12 protein-coding genes and 1 riboswitch are annotated in these 17,093 nt (G+C 69.7%); of the genes, 6 read left to right on the plus strand and 6 right to left on the minus strand.

The genetic code is table 11. The annotated features are described in order from the left end of the window. Nucleotides 1-91: 91 nt before the first annotated feature. Nucleotides 92-281, plus strand: a riboswitch (TPP riboswitch). After that, nucleotides 274-2,058 (plus strand): phosphomethylpyrimidine synthase ThiC, encoded by a 1,785-nt coding sequence (gene thiC / locus QQM39_RS22480; protein WP_301999208.1) that lies wholly within the window; start codon nucleotides 274-276, stop codon nucleotides 2,056-2,058. (Overlaps the previous riboswitch by 8 nt.) Nucleotides 2,059-2,232: 174 nt before the next feature. On the opposite strand, the gene QQM39_RS22485 is transcribed toward thiC, so the two are convergent. The 3 genes from QQM39_RS22485 to QQM39_RS22495 form a co-directional block, all read right to left on the minus strand. After that, nucleotides 2,233-3,102 carry a hypothetical protein gene (locus QQM39_RS22485; protein WP_301999210.1) on the minus strand — a complete coding sequence of 290 codons (870 nt, stop codon included), beginning with the start codon at nucleotides 3,100-3,102 and terminating at the stop codon, nucleotides 2,233-2,235. A gap of 193 nt (nucleotides 3,103-3,295) precedes the next feature. Then, nucleotides 3,296-4,372, minus strand: a complete 1,077-nt coding sequence (locus QQM39_RS22490) for a metallophosphoesterase (RefSeq protein ID WP_301999212.1) — start codon at nucleotides 4,370-4,372, stop codon at nucleotides 3,296-3,298. Between the two features lie 242 nt (nucleotides 4,373-4,614). Next, entirely contained in the window at nucleotides 4,615-5,727 is a 1,113-nt protein-coding gene (locus tag QQM39_RS22495; RefSeq protein WP_301999214.1) for a LacI family DNA-binding transcriptional regulator, read from the minus strand. A 428-nt stretch (nucleotides 5,728-6,155) separates the two neighbouring features. Here QQM39_RS22495 and hisC point away from each other — a divergent pair, with 428 nt between their 5' ends. Then, nucleotides 6,156-7,235 carry a histidinol-phosphate transaminase gene (hisC, locus tag QQM39_RS22500; RefSeq protein WP_301999215.1) on the plus strand — a complete coding sequence of 360 codons (1,080 nt, stop codon included), beginning with the start codon at nucleotides 6,156-6,158 and terminating at the stop codon, nucleotides 7,233-7,235. Between the two features lie 44 nt (nucleotides 7,236-7,279). On the opposite strand, the gene QQM39_RS22505 is transcribed toward hisC, so the two are convergent. Next, entirely contained in the window at nucleotides 7,280-7,672 is a 393-nt protein-coding gene (locus QQM39_RS22505; RefSeq protein ID WP_301999217.1) for a cyclophilin-like fold protein, read from the minus strand. 140 nt (nucleotides 7,673-7,812) lie between these two features. On the opposite strand from QQM39_RS22505, the gene QQM39_RS22510 reads away from it, so the two are divergent. From QQM39_RS22510 to QQM39_RS22525, 4 genes are all read left to right on the plus strand, one after another. After that, nucleotides 7,813-9,321 carry a cytochrome ubiquinol oxidase subunit I gene (locus tag QQM39_RS22510; protein WP_301999218.1) on the plus strand — a complete coding sequence of 503 codons (1,509 nt, stop codon included), beginning with the start codon at nucleotides 7,813-7,815 and terminating at the stop codon, nucleotides 9,319-9,321. Nucleotides 9,322-9,341: 20 nt separating this feature from the next. Further along, entirely contained in the window at nucleotides 9,342-10,361 is a 1,020-nt protein-coding gene (gene cydB, locus QQM39_RS22515) for a cytochrome d ubiquinol oxidase subunit II (protein WP_301999220.1), read from the plus strand. A gap of 64 nt (nucleotides 10,362-10,425) precedes the next feature. Further along, nucleotides 10,426-13,932 carry a thiol reductant ABC exporter subunit CydD gene (cydD, locus tag QQM39_RS22520; protein WP_301999221.1) on the plus strand — a complete coding sequence of 1,169 codons (3,507 nt, stop codon included), beginning with the start codon at nucleotides 10,426-10,428 and terminating at the stop codon, nucleotides 13,930-13,932. A gap of 157 nt (nucleotides 13,933-14,089) precedes the next feature. Next, nucleotides 14,090-15,172: a M23 family metallopeptidase gene (locus QQM39_RS22525; protein WP_301999223.1), complete on the plus strand. Its 1,083-nt coding sequence runs from the start codon at nucleotides 14,090-14,092 to the stop codon at nucleotides 15,170-15,172. A 15-nt stretch (nucleotides 15,173-15,187) separates the two neighbouring features. Here the strand turns inward: QQM39_RS22525 and QQM39_RS22530 are convergent, their stop codons facing one another. Together QQM39_RS22530 and QQM39_RS22535 are read right to left on the minus strand one after the other, a co-directional pair. Further along, a complete protein-coding gene (locus QQM39_RS22530) occupies nucleotides 15,188-16,060 on the minus strand; it encodes a Cof-type HAD-IIB family hydrolase (protein ID WP_301999225.1) in 873 nt (290 codons plus the stop codon). Nucleotides 16,061-16,190: 130 nt separating this feature from the next. Next, on the minus strand, nucleotides 16,191-17,093 hold the full coding sequence (locus QQM39_RS22535; RefSeq protein ID WP_301999227.1) for an LLM class flavin-dependent oxidoreductase: 903 nt from the start codon (nucleotides 17,091-17,093) through the stop codon (nucleotides 16,191-16,193).

Raw genomic sequence — 17,093 nt, forward strand, 5'->3', positions numbered from 1 at the left:
GGCTCATGCGTCGTGGTCACCGACCGATCATCGCAAGAACGACCGGGGCCCTCTGTTCACCGCGCCCGAATTGACGCTAGCGTGGAGCCACCTTTGTACACGCGGGAGCTCGGAGCACCGGGCTGAGAGGGCGCTGACCTCCGTCCCTGCGATGTTTCACGTGGAACATCATCCGAAGAGAGTGACGTTCCCCACGAAACGTCGGCAGACGGAAACCGCTGCGTCGACCGCCGAACCTGTTACCGGGTAATGCCGGCGTAGGGAGTAGGTCTCATGACCATCAAGGACGCGCGCACGCCTGCCTCCGCTCAGGACGACAAGTCCGAGGAGGCCGGGAAGTCCATCGGCTGGCACAAGGCGTACATCGAGGGCTCACGCCCCGATCTGCGGGTGCCGGTCCGCCAGGTGCACCTCACCAACGGGCAGTCGGTCACGCTGTACGACACATCGGGCCCGTACACCGATCCACTCGCCGACACCGACGTTCGCAGGGGGCTGCCCCCGCTGCGCGAGAACTGGATCATCGGCCGCGGCGACACGGAGGAGTACGCGGGCCGTCCCGTCCGCCCTGAGGACGACGGGATCAAGCACACCTCGCCGCGCGGCGGCCTGCGCAACCTCGACGCGGTCTTCCCCGGACGGCCTCGCCAGCCGCGCCGGAGCCGTGACGGCGGGGCGGTCACGCAGCTCGCCTATGCGCGCCGCGGCGAGATCACGCCCGAGATGGAGTACGTGGCCATCCGGGAGAACGTTTCTCCGGAAGTGGTCCGCGAAGAGATCGCGGCAGGCCGGGCCGTGCTGCCCGCCAACGTCAACCACCCGGAGATCGAGCCGATGATCATCGGGAAGCGGTTCCTGGTGAAGGTCAACGCCAACATCGGCAACTCCGCGGTCACCTCCTCCATCGAGGAGGAGGTCGAGAAGATGACTTGGGCGACCCGCTGGGGCGCCGACACGGTCATGGACCTGTCGACCGGCCGCAACATCCACACCACGCGCGAGTGGGTGCTGCGCAACTCCCCCGTGCCGATCGGCACCGTGCCGCTGTACCAGGCGCTGGAGAAGGTCGACGGCAGGGCCGAGGAGCTGACCTGGGAGATCTACAAGGATACGGTCATCGAACAGGCCGAGCAGGGCGTGGACTACATGACCGTCCACGCGGGCGTGCGCCTGCCGTACGTACCGCTCACCGCCAACCGCAAGACCGGCATCGTCTCCCGCGGCGGCTCGATCATGGCGGCGTGGTGCCTGGCGCACCACAAGGAGAGCTTCCTGTACGACAACTTCGAGGAGCTCTGCGAGATTCTCGCGGCGTACGACGTCACGTACTCGCTGGGCGACGGCCTCCGGCCGGGCTCGATCGCGGACGCCAACGACGAGGCGCAGTTCGCGGAGTTGAGGACGCTCGGGGAACTCAACCGGATCGCGAAGCGTTTCAATGTTCAGACCATGATCGAGGGCCCGGGACATGTCCCGATGCACAAGATCAAGGAGAACATCGACCTTCAGCAGGAGATCTGCGATGAAGCTCCGTTCTATACGCTCGGCCCACTGACGACGGACGTCGCGCCGGCGTACGACCACATCACGTCCGGCATCGGTGCCGCGATGATCGCCTGGTGGGGCACGGCGATGCTCTGCTACGTCACGCCCAAGGAGCACCTGGGCCTGCCCAACCGTGACGACGTCAAGACCGGCGTCATCACCTACAAGATCGCCGCCCATGCGGCCGATCTCGCCAAGGGGCACCCCGGTGCACAGGAGTGGGACGACGCGCTGTCCGACGCCCGCTTCGAGTTCCGGTGGGAGGACCAGTTCAACCTGGCTCTCGACCCGGACACCGCACGGGAGTTCCACGACGAGACCCTGCCGGCCGAGCCCGCCAAGACGGCCCACTTCTGCTCCATGTGCGGGCCGAAGTTCTGCTCGATGAAGATCTCCCAGGACATCCGTCGCCAACACGGCGGGTCCCAGGAGGAGATCGAGGAGGGCATGGCTCAGAAGTCGAAGGAGTTCGCGGCGGCGGGCAACCGGGTCTACCTGCCGATGGCGGACTGACGTCGACGTCCTGACCCAGGGCGCCATGCCCCGGCGCCTGGCGTGCTGTCCCGCTGTCGGGCGTGCTGCCAGGTGCTCGGCTTGCGCCTCCCCGAGGAGGTCTCCCCGGGGCTCCGTCGTGGAGGAGGGTCCCCTGGCGGGGGCTCTCCCCTGGCGGGGGCGCAAGCCGAGGGGCTACTCCGGATGGTGTTCCGGCCCTCCGAAGTCCGGGCTCGTGTAGTCCGGGCTGCAGAAGCTCGGCCGGGAGCCCCGGGAGCCACCGTCGTCCGGGCTGCTGAAACCCGGGCGGTCGTAGCCGAGGTTCGGGATACGGCCGGCCGGCGTCGACGGTGGCGTGCGGTGCAGTGCCGATGCCGTGCCTGGGTCGGCGAGCGCCTCCCGCAGGAAGGGCAGGATGCCGCGCTCCAGCAGGGCCTCGCGCCAGGCTTCCCTGGCCCGGGCCACCTCCTCGCTCAGTTCGCCGTACGGACCGCCGTCGAATGCCGGCCGGTTGCGCAGGGCGGTGAGCAGGAGTCCGACGGCGGCGACCAGGATCGCGGCCGCCGCCACGGCGCCGAACACCCACCCGGTGGTCAGCATCGTCTGGGCGAAGGCCGGCTCGGGGTCGAGCATCTTCAGGATGTAGCCGACGAGCAGGAAGATCGCCGCGGCGGTGCCGGCGAGGACGGGTGCCAGGACGGCGACCACGGCGACGACGCCGGGGCCGGCGGTCTCGGCGACTTCTCCCACGGTGGTGGCGAGCCCCATCGCTCCCGTGCCCGGCTCGGTGGAGCTGGACTCGCGGCTGGACGACGGGGTGGACGGCGCCGGCTGGCGCAGTTCCTCGCGAACCTTCACATAGTGCTGGTACTCGGTCGCCGCGGCCGCCGTGATGAGTGCGGTGGCGTTGAGCGCCATGGTGCGCAGCTGTTCGGAGTTGAGCCGCTGTCCGACAGCGGCCAGTTCCGGGCGGTGTGGTGCGGAGCGCAGCGCCTCATCGAGGATCCGCTCGTACTCTTGGCGGTCCTCGCTGTGCAGGTGCTGCGGAACGCTGTTCATGTGCATCCCCCGATGCTCCGTAGGGCTTGGGGCTCGCATGCCAACGAGCCGTCGGGCAGAAACGGAGGGGAGCCTGCTACGGATAAGCCGATGGTAGAGCGGTGACGGCACACGGTGACAGGGGGTTTGACAAAATTGGGCCCTGGCCTGCGCCGTCTTCCGTCACTGCGCCATGGGGGGACGTCTGCCCGGCGAACGTTCAGATATCCAGGGGAAGTTGCTGGACCAGCAGCTTTCCGGCCATGGTCACGCCGCCGTCCATCGCGATCGCGAGACGATCGGCGTAGACGTGCGGCCCCTCGATCACAGGGCCGGCGCTGTCCTCGCCCTCCTCGGAGCCGACCTCGCCCAGCAGGTACGGAATGGGGCTGTGGCCGTGAACGATGCGGGTGCCGCCGTACGTATCGAGCAGGGAACGAACATGGTCGGCGCCGCCCTCGTCGCGGAAGGAGAACCGCTTGGTGAACTTGCGGAACAGGTCCCAGACTTCGTCGGCGTCGTTGCGCGTGAGGGTCTCGCGGACGGTGTCGTTGACCGCCTCGATCGAGTCGCCGTAGTCGAGATAGGCGGTGGTGTCCGAGTGAACGAGCAGATGGCCGTCGACCTGCTCCATGGCGTCCAGCCGGGACATCCACTGCAGGTGGTGGTCCTGGAGACGGTCCATGTCGGTCTTCTGGCCGCCGTTGAGCAGCCAAGCGGCCTGGAAGGTGGCGGTGCCCGCGCCGGAGTTGACGGGAGTGTCGCCGAACCGCTTGGCGCCGATCAGCAGCAGCTCGTGGTTGCCCATCAGGGCCTTGCAGTAGCCGCCGGCCGCGGCGGCCTCCGCCGACAGTCGCATCACGAGGTCGATGACGCCGATGCCGTCGGGGCCGCGGTCGGTGAAGTCGCCGAGGAACCACAGCCGGGCGGTGCCCGCGCACCAGTTGCCCGCCGAGTCGATGAGGCCCTTCTCCTGGAGGGCGGCGACCAACTCGTCGAGATAGCCGTGCACGTCGCCGACGACGAACAGCGGACCCGGACTGTCCGCCGACTGCGGAGCCGGCACGGACGCGGGATCGACGGTCACCTGAAGGGTGTCACCGCGGTTGATCACGGGCAGATCGCGCTGCGTGGGCGTGTAGCCCTCCGGATAGGCATCGTCGAGGGGCGGGGCGACGTCGCCCGGGTGCGTGCTGTGGGCGTACGGACCGGTCTCGTGGACGTAAGCGGGCACTCGGAAGTCGCGCAACGTCGCCGTCCGCTCCATCTCGGGTCCCTGACCGGCCCCCTGAGTCATCAGACCCCTCCACCATCGCGCCGCAGCTGCACCGCATCGGACTGCCTGGTCGCAGCGGCCCGCGGGTGTCGTGGGCCCATCATAGGAATGCCGATCGCGCCATGTGATGACCCAGGGGTGGTGAATCGGAGCAGGACTCCTGTTCACCGCGGCTTTCGCCCCGATTGGGCACGGCTTCGGCCGCCCGATGACCGCGCTTTCTTTCGCTCCTCGACCTGCTTGTGCCCTCCCCCGACCTGCTCCTACCGCTCCTCGGGCGACCGAGGCGGGCTGACCGTCGTACGCGGCGGACGTCGCTGGGACGAGGTACGCACGATCAGCTCGGTCGGTATCACCTGCTCGACCGGTCGGTCCGACTCGACCCCCTCGATGGCGTCGATGAGGAGCTGGACCACGGCCGTGCCGATGCGGCGGGGCTTGAGGGAGAGCGTGGTGACGGGCGGCTCGGTGTTGGCGTACACCGTGGACTCGCTGCAGCAGACCAGAAGCAGGTCGTCCGGTACGCGCATGCCGTAGCGGCGGGCGGCGGCGAGCAGGTCGGTGCCGTTCGGGTCGAACAGGCCGTAGACGGCGTCGGGGCGGTCGGGGCGGGCGAGCAGCCGGTCGGCGGCCACGGCGCCCGCGCACGGGTCGTGCGCCGGGTAGGCCTCGTACACCGGATCCTGGCCGACCCGCTCGCACCAGCGCAGGTACGCGGTGGTCGACAGGTGGGTGTACGTGTCCGTCGTGGTGCCCGTCAGCAGTCCGATCCGGCGGGCGCCGGCGTCGGCCAGGTGGTCGAGGATGCCGAGCACGGCGGCTTCGTGGTCGTTGTCGACCCAGGCGGTGACGGGGAGCGAACCCGCCGGGCGGCCGTCGGAGACGACCGGCAGACCCTGCCTGACCAGCTCGCTGACGACCGGATCCTGGTCGGACGGGTCGATGACGACCGTGCCGTCGAGGGCGACGTTCGACCAGACGTCGTGGCGCGAGGTCGCGGGGAGGATCACGAGGGCGTAGCCGCGGGCGAGCGCGGCCGAGGTGGCCGCGCGGGCCATCTCGGCGAAGTACGCGAACTCGGTGAAGGTGAAAGGTTCATCCCCGTATGTAGTCACGGTCAGGCCGATGAGTCCTGACTTGCCGGTACGGAGTGTCCGGGCGGCGGCCGAAGGGCGATAGCCCAGCCGGTCGGCGACCTCGCGGACATGGCGTCGGGTGGCGTCCGGGAGCCGGCCCTTGCCGTTGAGGGCGTCGGAGACGGTCGTGATGGAGACTCCGGCAGCGGCGGCCACGTCTCTGATGCCGGCCCGGCCGGGTCGACTGCCTCGGCGTGAGGTTTCCGCGCGGCTCACCTGGTGCTTCCCTGCTGCTGTCATGGCGAGCCGATAGTAGGGCTCATGCGGTGGGGTAGTGCGGACGCATATGCACGCGTTGACAGGCACGTTTCTGCATGGTCATAGAGCGTCAAGAACCTTGGAAACCAAGGGAGTTGAACGATCCAATGGTAAGACCTGACTTGTCGGCGCGCATGGGCCTGCCAAGTGCCCGATGTTTCGAAGAGGTCTCAACTCACCTTCACGGGGGATGCGCGCCACGGCGCGAGCCACCGGCGCGTAGATATATGTGTGACGCGCCCCCCAATTCGTACAACTTCGTATGACGATGCCCCTGATGCAGGTGTGACAGAAGGGGCCCGCACTCGAGGGCGTCACACCTGTACGCATCGGCGCCGAATCCTCATAAGGTGAGGAGTATTGGAGCCGGCGGTGGTGATGGGCCGCCGGTGGTCGCGAGGAGGACTGCGGTGAGCGAGACGAGCCCCAAGCTGCGCGCCGAGCTGGAGGGGATCCCGACCTACAAGCCCGGCAAGCCCGCCGCGGCCGGTGGTCCGGTGGCCTACAAGCTGTCCTCCAACGAGAACCCCTATCCGCCGCTGCCCGGCGTGATGGAGACCGTGACGGCCGCCGCCTCGTCCTTCAACCGCTACCCGGACATGATGTGCACGGCGCTGATGAACGAGCTGTCCGAGCGCTTCGGCGTCCCGGCCTCCCACCTGGCCACCGGCACCGGCTCGGTCGGCGTGGCCCAGCAACTGCTGCAGGCCACCTCCGGACCCGGCGACGAGGTCATCTACGCCTGGCGGTCCTTCGAGGCGTACCCGATCATCACGCAGATCAGCGGTGCCACATCCGTGAAGGTGCCGCTGACCCCGGGTGATGTGCACGACCTGGACGCGATGGCCGCCTCCATCACCGACCGCACCCGGCTGATTTTCGTCTGCAACCCCAACAACCCGACGGGCACGGTCGTGAAGCGGGCCGAGCTGGAGCGGTTCCTCGACCGGGTGCCCGGCGATGTGCTGGTGGTGCTCGACGAGGCGTACCGCGAGTTCATCCGCGATCTCGAGGTGCCGGACGGTGTGGAGATCTACCGTGAGCGGTCGAACGTCTGTGTCCTGCGGACGTTTTCCAAGGCGTACGGCCTCGCCGGTCTCCGCGTCGGCTTCGCGATCGCCCAGGAGCCGGTCGCGGCGGCGCTGCGCAAGACGGCCGTGCCCTTCGGGGTGAGCCAGCTCGCGCAGGACGCGGCCATCGCCTCGCTGCGCGCGGAGGACGAACTGCTCGGCCGGGTCGGCTCGTTGGTGTGCGAGCGCAACCGCGTGGTTGACGGGCTGCGTGCCCAGGGCTGGACGGTGCCCGAGACTCAGGCCAACTTCGTGTGGCTGCGGCTGGGGGAGCGCACGGCCGACTTCGCGGCGGCGTGCGAGCAGCATGGCGTGGTGGTCCGACCGTTCCCGGGCGAGGGTGTGCGGGTGACGGTCGGGGAGGCCGAGGCGAACGACATCTTCCTGAAGGTGGCGGAAGGGTTCCGCAAGGAGCTGTAGGGCTCCGCAAGCAGGCAAGGAGCTGTAGGGCTCCGCGAGCAGGGTCAGGCGTCCATGAATTCCACGCGCACAGGGTCACCGGCGCGGACGGTCGCCAGTAGGCGGGGGTCGCCGTCTATGCGGCCGAGGACGTTGCACGGGCTCGCGAGGCGGCACTCGTCGCCCTGCGAGATCGGTGTGGGTCCATAGGGGAGGGCGAGCGCGTCGCCGTCCGTCCAGAAGGCGACCGTGCCCGGGTGGACGACCTGCCGGGCGTTGGTTTCACGTGGAACGGCGACGCCCGTGTCGAAGTAGACCTCTTCGCCCCAGGTGCGGGCGGTGGAGACGAGGGGCAGGACCTTGGCGAGGGCCTGCGTGGTCGGGGTGTCGTCGAGGGCCGCGGTGAGGTGCCCCGCGGGCCAGGAGATCCGTATCCGGAGTGGTGTCGGTGTCTGCATGCAGGCGATTCAACAATATGTTGAAGTTCGCGCCAAGAGGGTGACCTTAATGAGGGACCCCCCGCGGAGGCCGGAAAGTGGGTGCTGCATAATTGCTTGTGAATGTGAACGCTTTCACAAGCGTAGTAAGGAGCGGCGACGTGGACCTGGCTTTGGCGCCGGAGACTCTGGCGCGCTGGCAGTTCGGTATCACCACCGTCTACCACTTTCTGTTCGTCCCCCTGACGATCTCCCTGGCCGCTCTCACGGCCGGGCTGCAGACCGCCTGGGTGCGCACGGAGAAGGAGAAGTACCTCAGAGCGACGAAGTTCTGGGGCAAGCTCTTCCTGATCAACATCGCGATGGGTGTGGTCACCGGCATCGTGCAGGAGTTCCAGTTCGGCATGAACTGGTCCGACTACTCCCGCTTCGTCGGTGACGTCTTCGGCGCTCCGCTCGCCTTCGAGGCTCTGATCGCCTTCTTCTTCGAGTCCACCTTCATCGGTCTGTGGATCTTCGGCTGGGACAAGCTGCCGAAGAAGATCCACCTGGCCTGTATGTGGATGGTCTCCATAGGCACGATCCTGTCGGCGTACTTCATCCTCGCGGCCAACTCGTGGATGCAGCACCCGGTCGGCTACCGGATCAACGAGGCGAAGGGGCGGGCCGAGCTCACCGACTTCTGGCTCGTGCTGACCCAGAACACCGCGCTCGCCCAGGCCTTCCACACCCTCTCCGCGGCCTTTCTCACCGGTGGCGCGTTCATGGTCGGCATCTCCGCCTTCCATCTGCTCCGCAAGAAGCACATCCGTGACATGAAGACCTCGCTGCGGCTCGGCCTGGTCACCGTCGTCATCGGCGGCATGCTCACCGCGATCAGCGGTGACGTCCTCGGCAAGATCATGTACGAGCAGCAGCCGATGAAGATGGCCGCGGCCGAGGCACTGTGGGACGGCGAGGAGCCGGCGCCCTTCTCGGTCTTCGCCGTCGGCGACGTCGACAAGGGCCACAACAAGGTCGCGATCGAGATCCCCGGCCTGCTGTCCTTCCTGGCCAAGGACGACTTCACCTCGTACGTCCCCGGCATCAACGACGTCAACAAGGCCGAGCAGGAGAAGTACGGTCCTGGTGACTACCGGCCCAACATCCCCGTCGCCTACTGGGGCTTCCGCTGGATGATCGGCTTCGGCATGGCGTCGTTCACCATCGGCATGGTCGGACTCTGGCTGACCCGCAAGAAGTTCATGCTGCCGCAGCACCTGAGGGTCGGGGACGACGAGGTGCCGCTTCTGGTGCTGCTCCCGAAGAAGGCGCTCGGCCCGAAGCTGACGAAGTGGTATTGGCACATCGCGATCTGGACCCTGGCCTTCCCGCTGATCGCCAACTCCTGGGGCTGGATCTTCACCGAGATGGGCCGCCAGCCGTGGGTCGTCTACGGCGTCCTGCGCACCCGTGACGCGGTCTCCCCCAGCGTCTCCCAGGGCGAGGTCATCACCTCGATGATCGTCTTCACCACGCTCTACGCCATTCTCGCCGTCGTCGAGGTCAAGCTGCTCGCGAAGTACGTCAAGGCCGGCCCGCCCGAGCTGACGGAGGCCGACCTGAACCCGCCCACGAAGATCGGCGGCGACTCCCGTGACGCCGACAAGCCGATGGCCTTCTCGTACTAGGCCGAGGGAGCTGCACAGTCATGGAACTTCACGACGTCTGGTTCGTCCTGATCGCCGTCCTGTGGATCGGCTACTTCTTCCTGGAGGGCTTCGACTTCGGGGTCGGCGTCCTCACCAAGCTGCTCGCCCGGAACCGGCCCGAGCGTCGGGTGCTGATCAACACCATCGGCCCCGTCTGGGACGGCAACGAGGTGTGGCTGCTCTCGGCCGGCGGTGCGACCTTCGCGGCCTTCCCCGAGTGGTACGCCACGCTCTTCTCGGGCTTTTATCTGCCGCTGTTGCTCATCCTGGTCAGCCTGATCGTCCGGGGTGTCGCCTTCGAGTACCGGGCCAAGCGGCCCGAGGAGAACTGGCAGCGCAACTGGGAGCACGCGATCTTCTGGTGCTCGCTGATCCCGGCGTTCCTGTGGGGTGTGGCCTTCGGCAACATCGTGCGGGGCGTGAAGCTCGACCAGCGTCATGAGTACGTCGGCAGCGTCCTGGACCTGCTCAACCCGTATGCGCTGCTCGGTGGCCTGGTGACACTGACGCTGTTCACGTTCCACGGGGCGGTGTTCACCGCACTCAAGACCGTCGGGGAGATCCGGGAGCGGGCGCGGACTCTGGCCCTGTGGGTCGGTCTCGTCGCGGCTGGGCTGGCGCTGCTCTTCCTGCTCTGGACGCAGGTTGAGAACGGCGACGGGCAGAGCCTGGTCGCTCTCGTGGTGGCCGTGGCCGCGCTGGTGGCGGCGTTGCTGGCGAACCAGGCCGGGCGCGAGGGATGGTCGTTCGCCCTCTCCGGCGTGACCATCGTGGCGGCCGTGGCGATGCTCTTCCTGACGCTCTTCCCGAACGTCATGCCGTCCTCGCTCAATGACGAGTGGAGCCTCACGGTCACCAACGCCTCGTCGAGCCCCTACACCCTGAAAATCATGACCTGGTGTGCGGTGATCGCCACACCGATCGTCATGCTCTACCAGGGCTGGACCTACTGGGTGTTCCGCAAGCGGATCGGCACGCAGCACATTGCCGCGGACGCCGCTGCGGGGGCCACGCACTGAGTCCGCTGCGGGCGGGGTGGTTCACGATGTTTCACGTGAAACACCCCGCCCTGGACCGAAGGGCATGTTTCACGTGAAACCGATCGATCCGCGTCTCCTCCGATACGCCCGCACCACTCGCCTCTTCCTGATCGCGGTCGTCGGCTTGGGTGCCGTCGGTGCGGTGCTGGTCATCGCGCAGGCGATGCTCATCGCCGAGGCGGTGGTAGGCGCGTTCGAGCACGGGATGTCCGCCGCCGAACTGCGTAGTCCCCTGCTGCTGTTGGCGGCCGTGGCGGTCGGCCGTGCGGTCGTCGCGTGGCTTACCGAGCTCGCCGCCCACCGCGCGAGCGCGGCGGTGAAGTCGGAGCTACGGGGGCGGCTGCTGGGGCGGGCGGCCGAGCTGGGGCCCGGCTGGCTGAGCGGACAGCGAACCGGCTCGCTCGTCTCCCTCGCCACGCGAGGTGTCGACGCCCTCGACGACTACTTCTCGCGCTATCTGCCGCAGTTGGGGCTCGCGGTGGTCGTGCCCGTGGCTGTGCTGGCCCGGATCGTGACCGAGGACTGGGTCTCGGCGGCGATCATCGTCGGTACCCTGCCGCTGATTCCGATCTTCATGATGTTGATCGGCTGGGCGACGCAGTCCCGGATGGACCGTCAGTGGCGGCTGCTGTCCCGGCTGTCCGGGCATTTCTTGGACGTCGTCGCCGGGCTGCCGACCCTGAAGGTGTTCGGGCGGGCCAAGGCGCAGGCCGAGTCGATTCGGCGGATCACCGGCGAGTACCGCAGGGCGACGATGCGGACCCTGCGGATCGCGTTCATCTCCTCCTTCGCACTGGAGTTGCTCTCGACGCTCTCGGTGGCCCTGGTCGCCGTGACGATCGGCATGCGGCTCGTCCACGGCGAGATGCATCTGTACGACGGCCTGGTCGTCCTTGTGCTGGCGCCCGAGGCCTACCTCCCGCTGCGTCAGGTGGGCGCGCAGTACCACGCGGCGGCCGAGGGGCTGGCTGCGGCCGAGGAGATCTTCGAGGTGCTGGAGACTCCGGTGCCGGCCTCGGGGACCGCCGCGGTGCCGACGGGGACGGTGTCGTTCGAGGGCGTCTCCGTCCGCTACCCCGGACGGTCCACCGACGCCGTGTCGGACGTGTCCCTCTCCGTCGAGCCCGGAGAGACGGTCGCGCTCGTCGGGCCGAGCGGCGCGGGCAAGTCGACGCTGCTGAACGTGCTGCTGGGATTCGTGCGGCCGGCCGAGGGGCGGGTGCTGGTCGGGGGAGTCGATCTCGCCGAACTCGATCTGCGGGAATGGCGCTCACGCATCGCCTGGGTGCCGCAGCGGCCACATCTGTATGCCGGGACGATCGCCGAGAACGTACGGCTGGCGCGTCCCGACGCGGACGACGCCGCCGTACGACGCGCGCTGAGGGACGCCGGGGCGCTGGAGTTCGTGGACGCGCTGCCCCGGGGCGTCGACACCGTGCTGGGTGAAGACGGGACCGGGCTGTCCGCAGGGCAGCGGCAGCGGCTCGCGCTGGCCCGGGCGTTTCTCGCGGACCGGCCCGTACTGCTGCTCGACGAGCCGACGGCCGCGCTCGACGGGGCCACCGAGGCCGCGGTCGTGGAGGCCGTGCGGAGGCTGGCCGTGGGGCGGACGGTGCTGCTGGTGGTGCATCGGCCGGCGCTGCTGGGCGTGGCGGACCGGGTGGTGCGGCTCGCGGAAGCCGTGGCACCTGTGCAGGCAGAGGCCTTGCCGAGGGCGTCTGCCATTCGTCCGATCGAGCAGGAAGCGCACGGCGGTTCCGCTGCGGACGACGCCGAGGCCGTGCCTCCTGCGACGGACGCACGGGGTGTCCTTGCCCGTGTCCGCGCCATGTCCGGTCCCCGGCGCGGTCGCCTCGCCCTCGCGCTGCTGCTCGGGAGCCTCGCGCTCGGCAGTGCCGTCGGGCTCATGGCGACCTCCGGGTGGCTCATCTCGCGGGCCTCGCAGCAGCCGCCCGTGTTGTACCTGATGGTGGCCGTGACGGCGACGCGGGCCTTTGGCATCGGGCGGGCCGTGTTCCGGTACGCCGAGCGGCTGGTGTCGCACGACGCGGTGCTGCGCATGCTGGCCGACACCCGGGTCGCCGTGTACCGGCGGCTGGAGCGGCTGGCGCCCGCCGGGCTGCGTCGTACGCGTCGAGGTGATCTGCTGTCGCGGCTCGTCGCCGATGTGGACGCGCTGCAGGACTACTGGTTGCGGTGGCTGATGCCCGCGGCCGCGGCGACCGTGGTGTCCGCCGGGGCCGTCGGCTTCACCGCGTGGCTGCTGCCCGAGGCCGGTGCTGTGCTCGCGGTGGGGCTTCTGGCGGCCGGGGCCGGTGTCCCGCTCGTCACGGGTGCCGTCGCCCGCCGTGCCGAGCGCAGGCTGGCCCCTGCCCGCGGAGTGCTCGCGACCCGCGTGACGGATCTGCTCACCGGCACCGCGGAACTCACCGTCGCCGGCGCCCTGCCCAGCCGTACGGCCGAAGCGCGGCGGGCCGACGGGGTGCTCACCCGGATCGCCTCGCGGGCCGCCACCGCCACCGCGCTCGGCGACGGACTCATCGCGCTGATCTCCGGGCTCACCGTCGCCGCCACCGCCCTCGTGGGTGCCCAGGGGGTCGCCGACGGGCGGCTGGGCGGCGTGGCGATGGCGGTCGTCGTCCTGACCCCCCTGGCTGCCTTCGAGGCCGTCCTGGGGCTGCCGCTCGCCGTGCAGTACCGGCAGCGGGTGGGCAAGAGCGCGGAGCGCGTGTACGAGGTGCTGGACGCCCCTGAGCCCGTACGGGAGCCGGAGCGGCCCCGGCAGGCGCCCGCGTCGCCCTTCCCGGTCGCCGTCAGGGACCTGACCGCCCGTCACGCGGGGCAGGAGAGGGACGCGCTCGCCGGCCTCGACCTGACCCTGGACGAGGGGCGCCGGATCGCCGTGGTCGGCCCGTCCGGGTCCGGTAAGACGACGCTGGCGCAGGTCCTGCTGCGCTTCCTGGACGCGGACGCGGGCTCGTACACGCTGGGCGGCGTGGACGCGTACGCGCTGGACGGCGACGACGTACGGCGGCTCGTCGGCCTGTGCGCGCAGGACGCGCACCTCTTCGACAGCTCCGTGCGCGAGAATCTGCTCCTCGCCAAGAAGGACGCCACCGAGGCCGAACTGCGCGACGCCCTCGAGCGCGCCCGGTTGCTCGACTGGGCCGACAGCCTGCCCGACGGGCTGGACACGCTCGTGGGCGAGCACGGGACGCGGCTGTCGGGCGGGCAGCGGCAGCGGCTCGCGCTGGCCCGTGCACTGCTCGCCGACTTCCCCGTCCTCGTGCTCGACGAGCCCGCCGAGCACCTCGACCTGCCCACCGCCGACGCCCTCACCGCCGACCTGCTGGCCGCCACCGAGGGCCGTACGACCCTGCTCATCACCCATCGACTGGCCGGTCTGGAAGCGGTGGACGAGGTTGTCGTCCTGAACGAGGGGCGTGTGGTGCAGCGGGGGACCTTCGCGGAGCTGGCCGCTGTGGACGGGCCGCTGCGGGGGATGGTGGAGCGGGAGGAGGAGGCGGATTCGCTGGTGGGGGCGCCGTAGCGCGCGACCGGCCCGTGGCCGTGGGTGATGTTCTCCGGTGGGGACCGCTCGTCGACGCCCGCGTCAACAGCCGTACTGACCCGTCCGCAGCAACAAGTCCCCCAGGCGTACGACCCGAACAAGACCCGGACCCGGTCCGCAGGCCAGGATCGCTGACATGCGCTCATATCGCCGCAAACGCCTGCTCGTTCCGGCGCTGCTGTGCGCGCTCGCCCTCCTCGTCGCCCCGGCCGCCGACGCCACCGGTGACGGGAAGGACACCCCCGCCCGCGACGGCGGGGGAACCGGCGGTGACTTGGGCCTCGGTGCGCAGGTGGCGCGGCTGTACGAGGACGCGGCTCTGGCGACGCAGCGGTACGAGGAGGGGCGGCAGGAGGCCGAGGTGCAGCGGGCGAAGGCACAGCGGATCGAGGCGCTGCTCGAACGCGAGCGGCGGCAGATCGGCATCCTGCACGAGGACCTGGGCCGGATCGCGCGCGCCCAGTACCGCAGCAGCGGCGGGATGCCGCTCACCGCGCAGTTGATCCTCGCCAAGAGTCCGGACCAGTTGATGCGCGGTCAGCACGTCTTCTCGCAGACGAACCTGGCCGTCAACAACGCCATCGAGAAGAACCGTCGCGCCGAGGCCCGGCTGGCCGCGGACGAGGACAGAGCCGAGGCGGCCTGGCAGAGCCTGGACAAGCGCAACGCCGAGCTCGCCGAGCTGAAGAAGGGCATCGAGCAGAAGCTCGAAGCGGCACGGTGGCAGTTGCAGGGGCAGGCCGACGCCTCCGTGGCCGCCGGATCCTGCGCCGGTGCCGTTCGGCTCGACCAACCGCAGACGGACTTCACCACCGAGTGGGTCGCGCCGGTGGAGTCGTACGAGCTGTCCGCGGCGTTCGGCAGCGGCGGGGCGCGGTGGGCGAACCAGCACACCGGGCAGGACTTCGCGGTGCCGATCGGCACGCCGGTGCGGGCGGTCGGGGACGGGCGTGTGGTCAGGGTCTCGTGCGGGGGCGCCTTCGGTATGGAGATCGTCGTCCGGCACGCGGACGGCTACTTCACGCAGTACGCCCACCTCGCCTCCGCCGCCGTCGACCAGGGCGAGCGCGTGGACACCGGGCAGTGGATCGGCCAGACGGGCACGACCGGCAACTCCACCGGCCCCCACCTGCACTTCGAGGTACGGGTCACCGCGGAGATGGGCTCGGCGGTGGATCCGGTGCCATGGCTGTCGGCTCGCGGGGTGCAGGTGGGGTAGGAGGTCGGCCCGGGCCTAGTCCCGCCGGGCCAGCAGCTGCTCGATCACGACCGCCACGCCGTCCTCGTTGTTGGCGACCGTCCGCCCCGACGCGGCGGCGATGACATCCGGGTGCGCGTTGCCCATCGCGTACGACTGGCCCGCCCACGTCAGCATCTCCACGTCGTTCGGCATGTCCCCGAAGGCCACGACCTCCTCGTGCGAGATACCGCGCTCGGCGCAGCACAGGGCGAGCGTGCTGGCCTTGGAGACGCCGGGGCCGCTGATCTCCAGCAGGGCGCTGGGGCTGGAGCGGGTGACATTGGCGCGGTCGCCGATGGCGAGGCGGGCGAGGGTGAGGAAGGCGTCGGGGTCGAGGGTGTGGTGGTAGGCGAGGATCTTGAGCACGGGCTCGCCGGCCCCCGGGGCGTCCGACGCCAGGAGGTCCTCGGCGGGCGCGAGCTCGTCCGGTATCTCCATGTGCAGCTTGGGATAGTCCGGCTCCTGGTAGAAGCCGTAGGTCTGCTCCACCGCGTACACGGTGCCCGGAGCCGCCTCGCGCAGCAGCCGTACGGCGTCCAGCGCGTTCTCCCGCGCCAGCTCACGCACCTTCACGAACCGGTGGGCGCCGGGGCCGCCGTGCAGGTCGACCACCGCGGCGCCGTTACCGCAGATCGCGAGGCCGTGACCGTGGACGTGGTCGCTGACGACGTCCATCCAGCGGGCCGGGCGGCCGGTGACGAAGAACACCTCGATGCCCGCCTCCTCGGCGGCGGCCAGCGCGGCCACCGTGCGGGGGGAGACCGACTTGTCGTCCCGCAGAAGGGTGCCGTCCAGGTCGGTGGCGATGAGCCGCGGGCGGACAGCGGCGGCGGCCGGGGTCTGGGGCTGTCGAGTCGCTGAGGTCACCGGGTCATTCTCCCGCATATGCCCGCACGGCCGTGCGGCAGTCCGCACATCTGAGGCCGCACCTGAGGAGAAACCGCCCCTGAGACCACCGCCCACACAGCCCTGACCAGCACTGTCGCGCGCGACCGGCTCACCGCAGCTGAGCCGCCGCTTCCATGGCGATCTGCTCGAACACCTTCTCGTCGGCCGCGAAGTCGGAGTCGGGGATCGGCCAGTGGACCACGATCTCGGTGAATCCCAGTTCCTGATGGCGCCCCGCGAAGTCCACGAACGCGTCGAGGGACTCCAGCGGACGGCCTCGGTCCGGGGTGAAACCGGTGAGCAGGACCATGTCGAGGCCGGCGGTGTCCCGGCCGATCTCGGCGCAGGCGTCGGCCAGCTTCTCGGCCTGTCCACGAATGGCTTGAATCGACTGTTCAGGAGTGCCGTTCTCGTACAGCTTGGGGTCGCCCGTGGTCACCCACGCCTGCCCGTAGCGTGCCGCGAGCCGCAGTCCGCGCGGTCCCGTCGCGGCGACCGCGAAGGGCAGCCGGGGGCGCTGCACACACCCCGGGATGTCACGCGCCTCGTGCGCCGAATAGAAGTCGCCTTCGTATGACACCGAGTCCTCGGTCAGCAGTCGGTCCAAGAGCTGGACGAACTCGGCGAACCGGTCGGCCCGCTCGCGCGGCGTCCACGGGTCCTGGCCGAGCACGGTGGCGTCGAACCCGGAGCCGCCCGCACCGACGCCGAGCGTGAAGCGACCGCCGGAGATGTCGTCGAGGGAGATGAGTTCCTTGGCGTAGGGCACCGGATGCCGGAAGTTCGGCGAGGTCACCAGAGTGCCGAGCCTGAGACGGTCGGTGACGGCCGCGGCGGCGGTCAGTGTAGGCACGGCACCGAACCACGGGCCGTCCCGGAAGCTGCGCCAGGACAGGTGGTCGTAGGTGTAAGCGGTGTGGAAGCCGAGCTGCTCCGCGCGCTGCCATGCCTCGCGGCCCCCCTCGGACCAGCGGCGGTACGGGAGGATCACGGTGCTCAGGCGCAGACTCAT

This window comes from Streptomyces sp. DT2A-34 (assembly GCF_030499515.1).
In the GTDB taxonomy this organism is placed as follows: Bacteria; Actinomycetota; Actinomycetes; order Streptomycetales; family Streptomycetaceae; genus Streptomyces.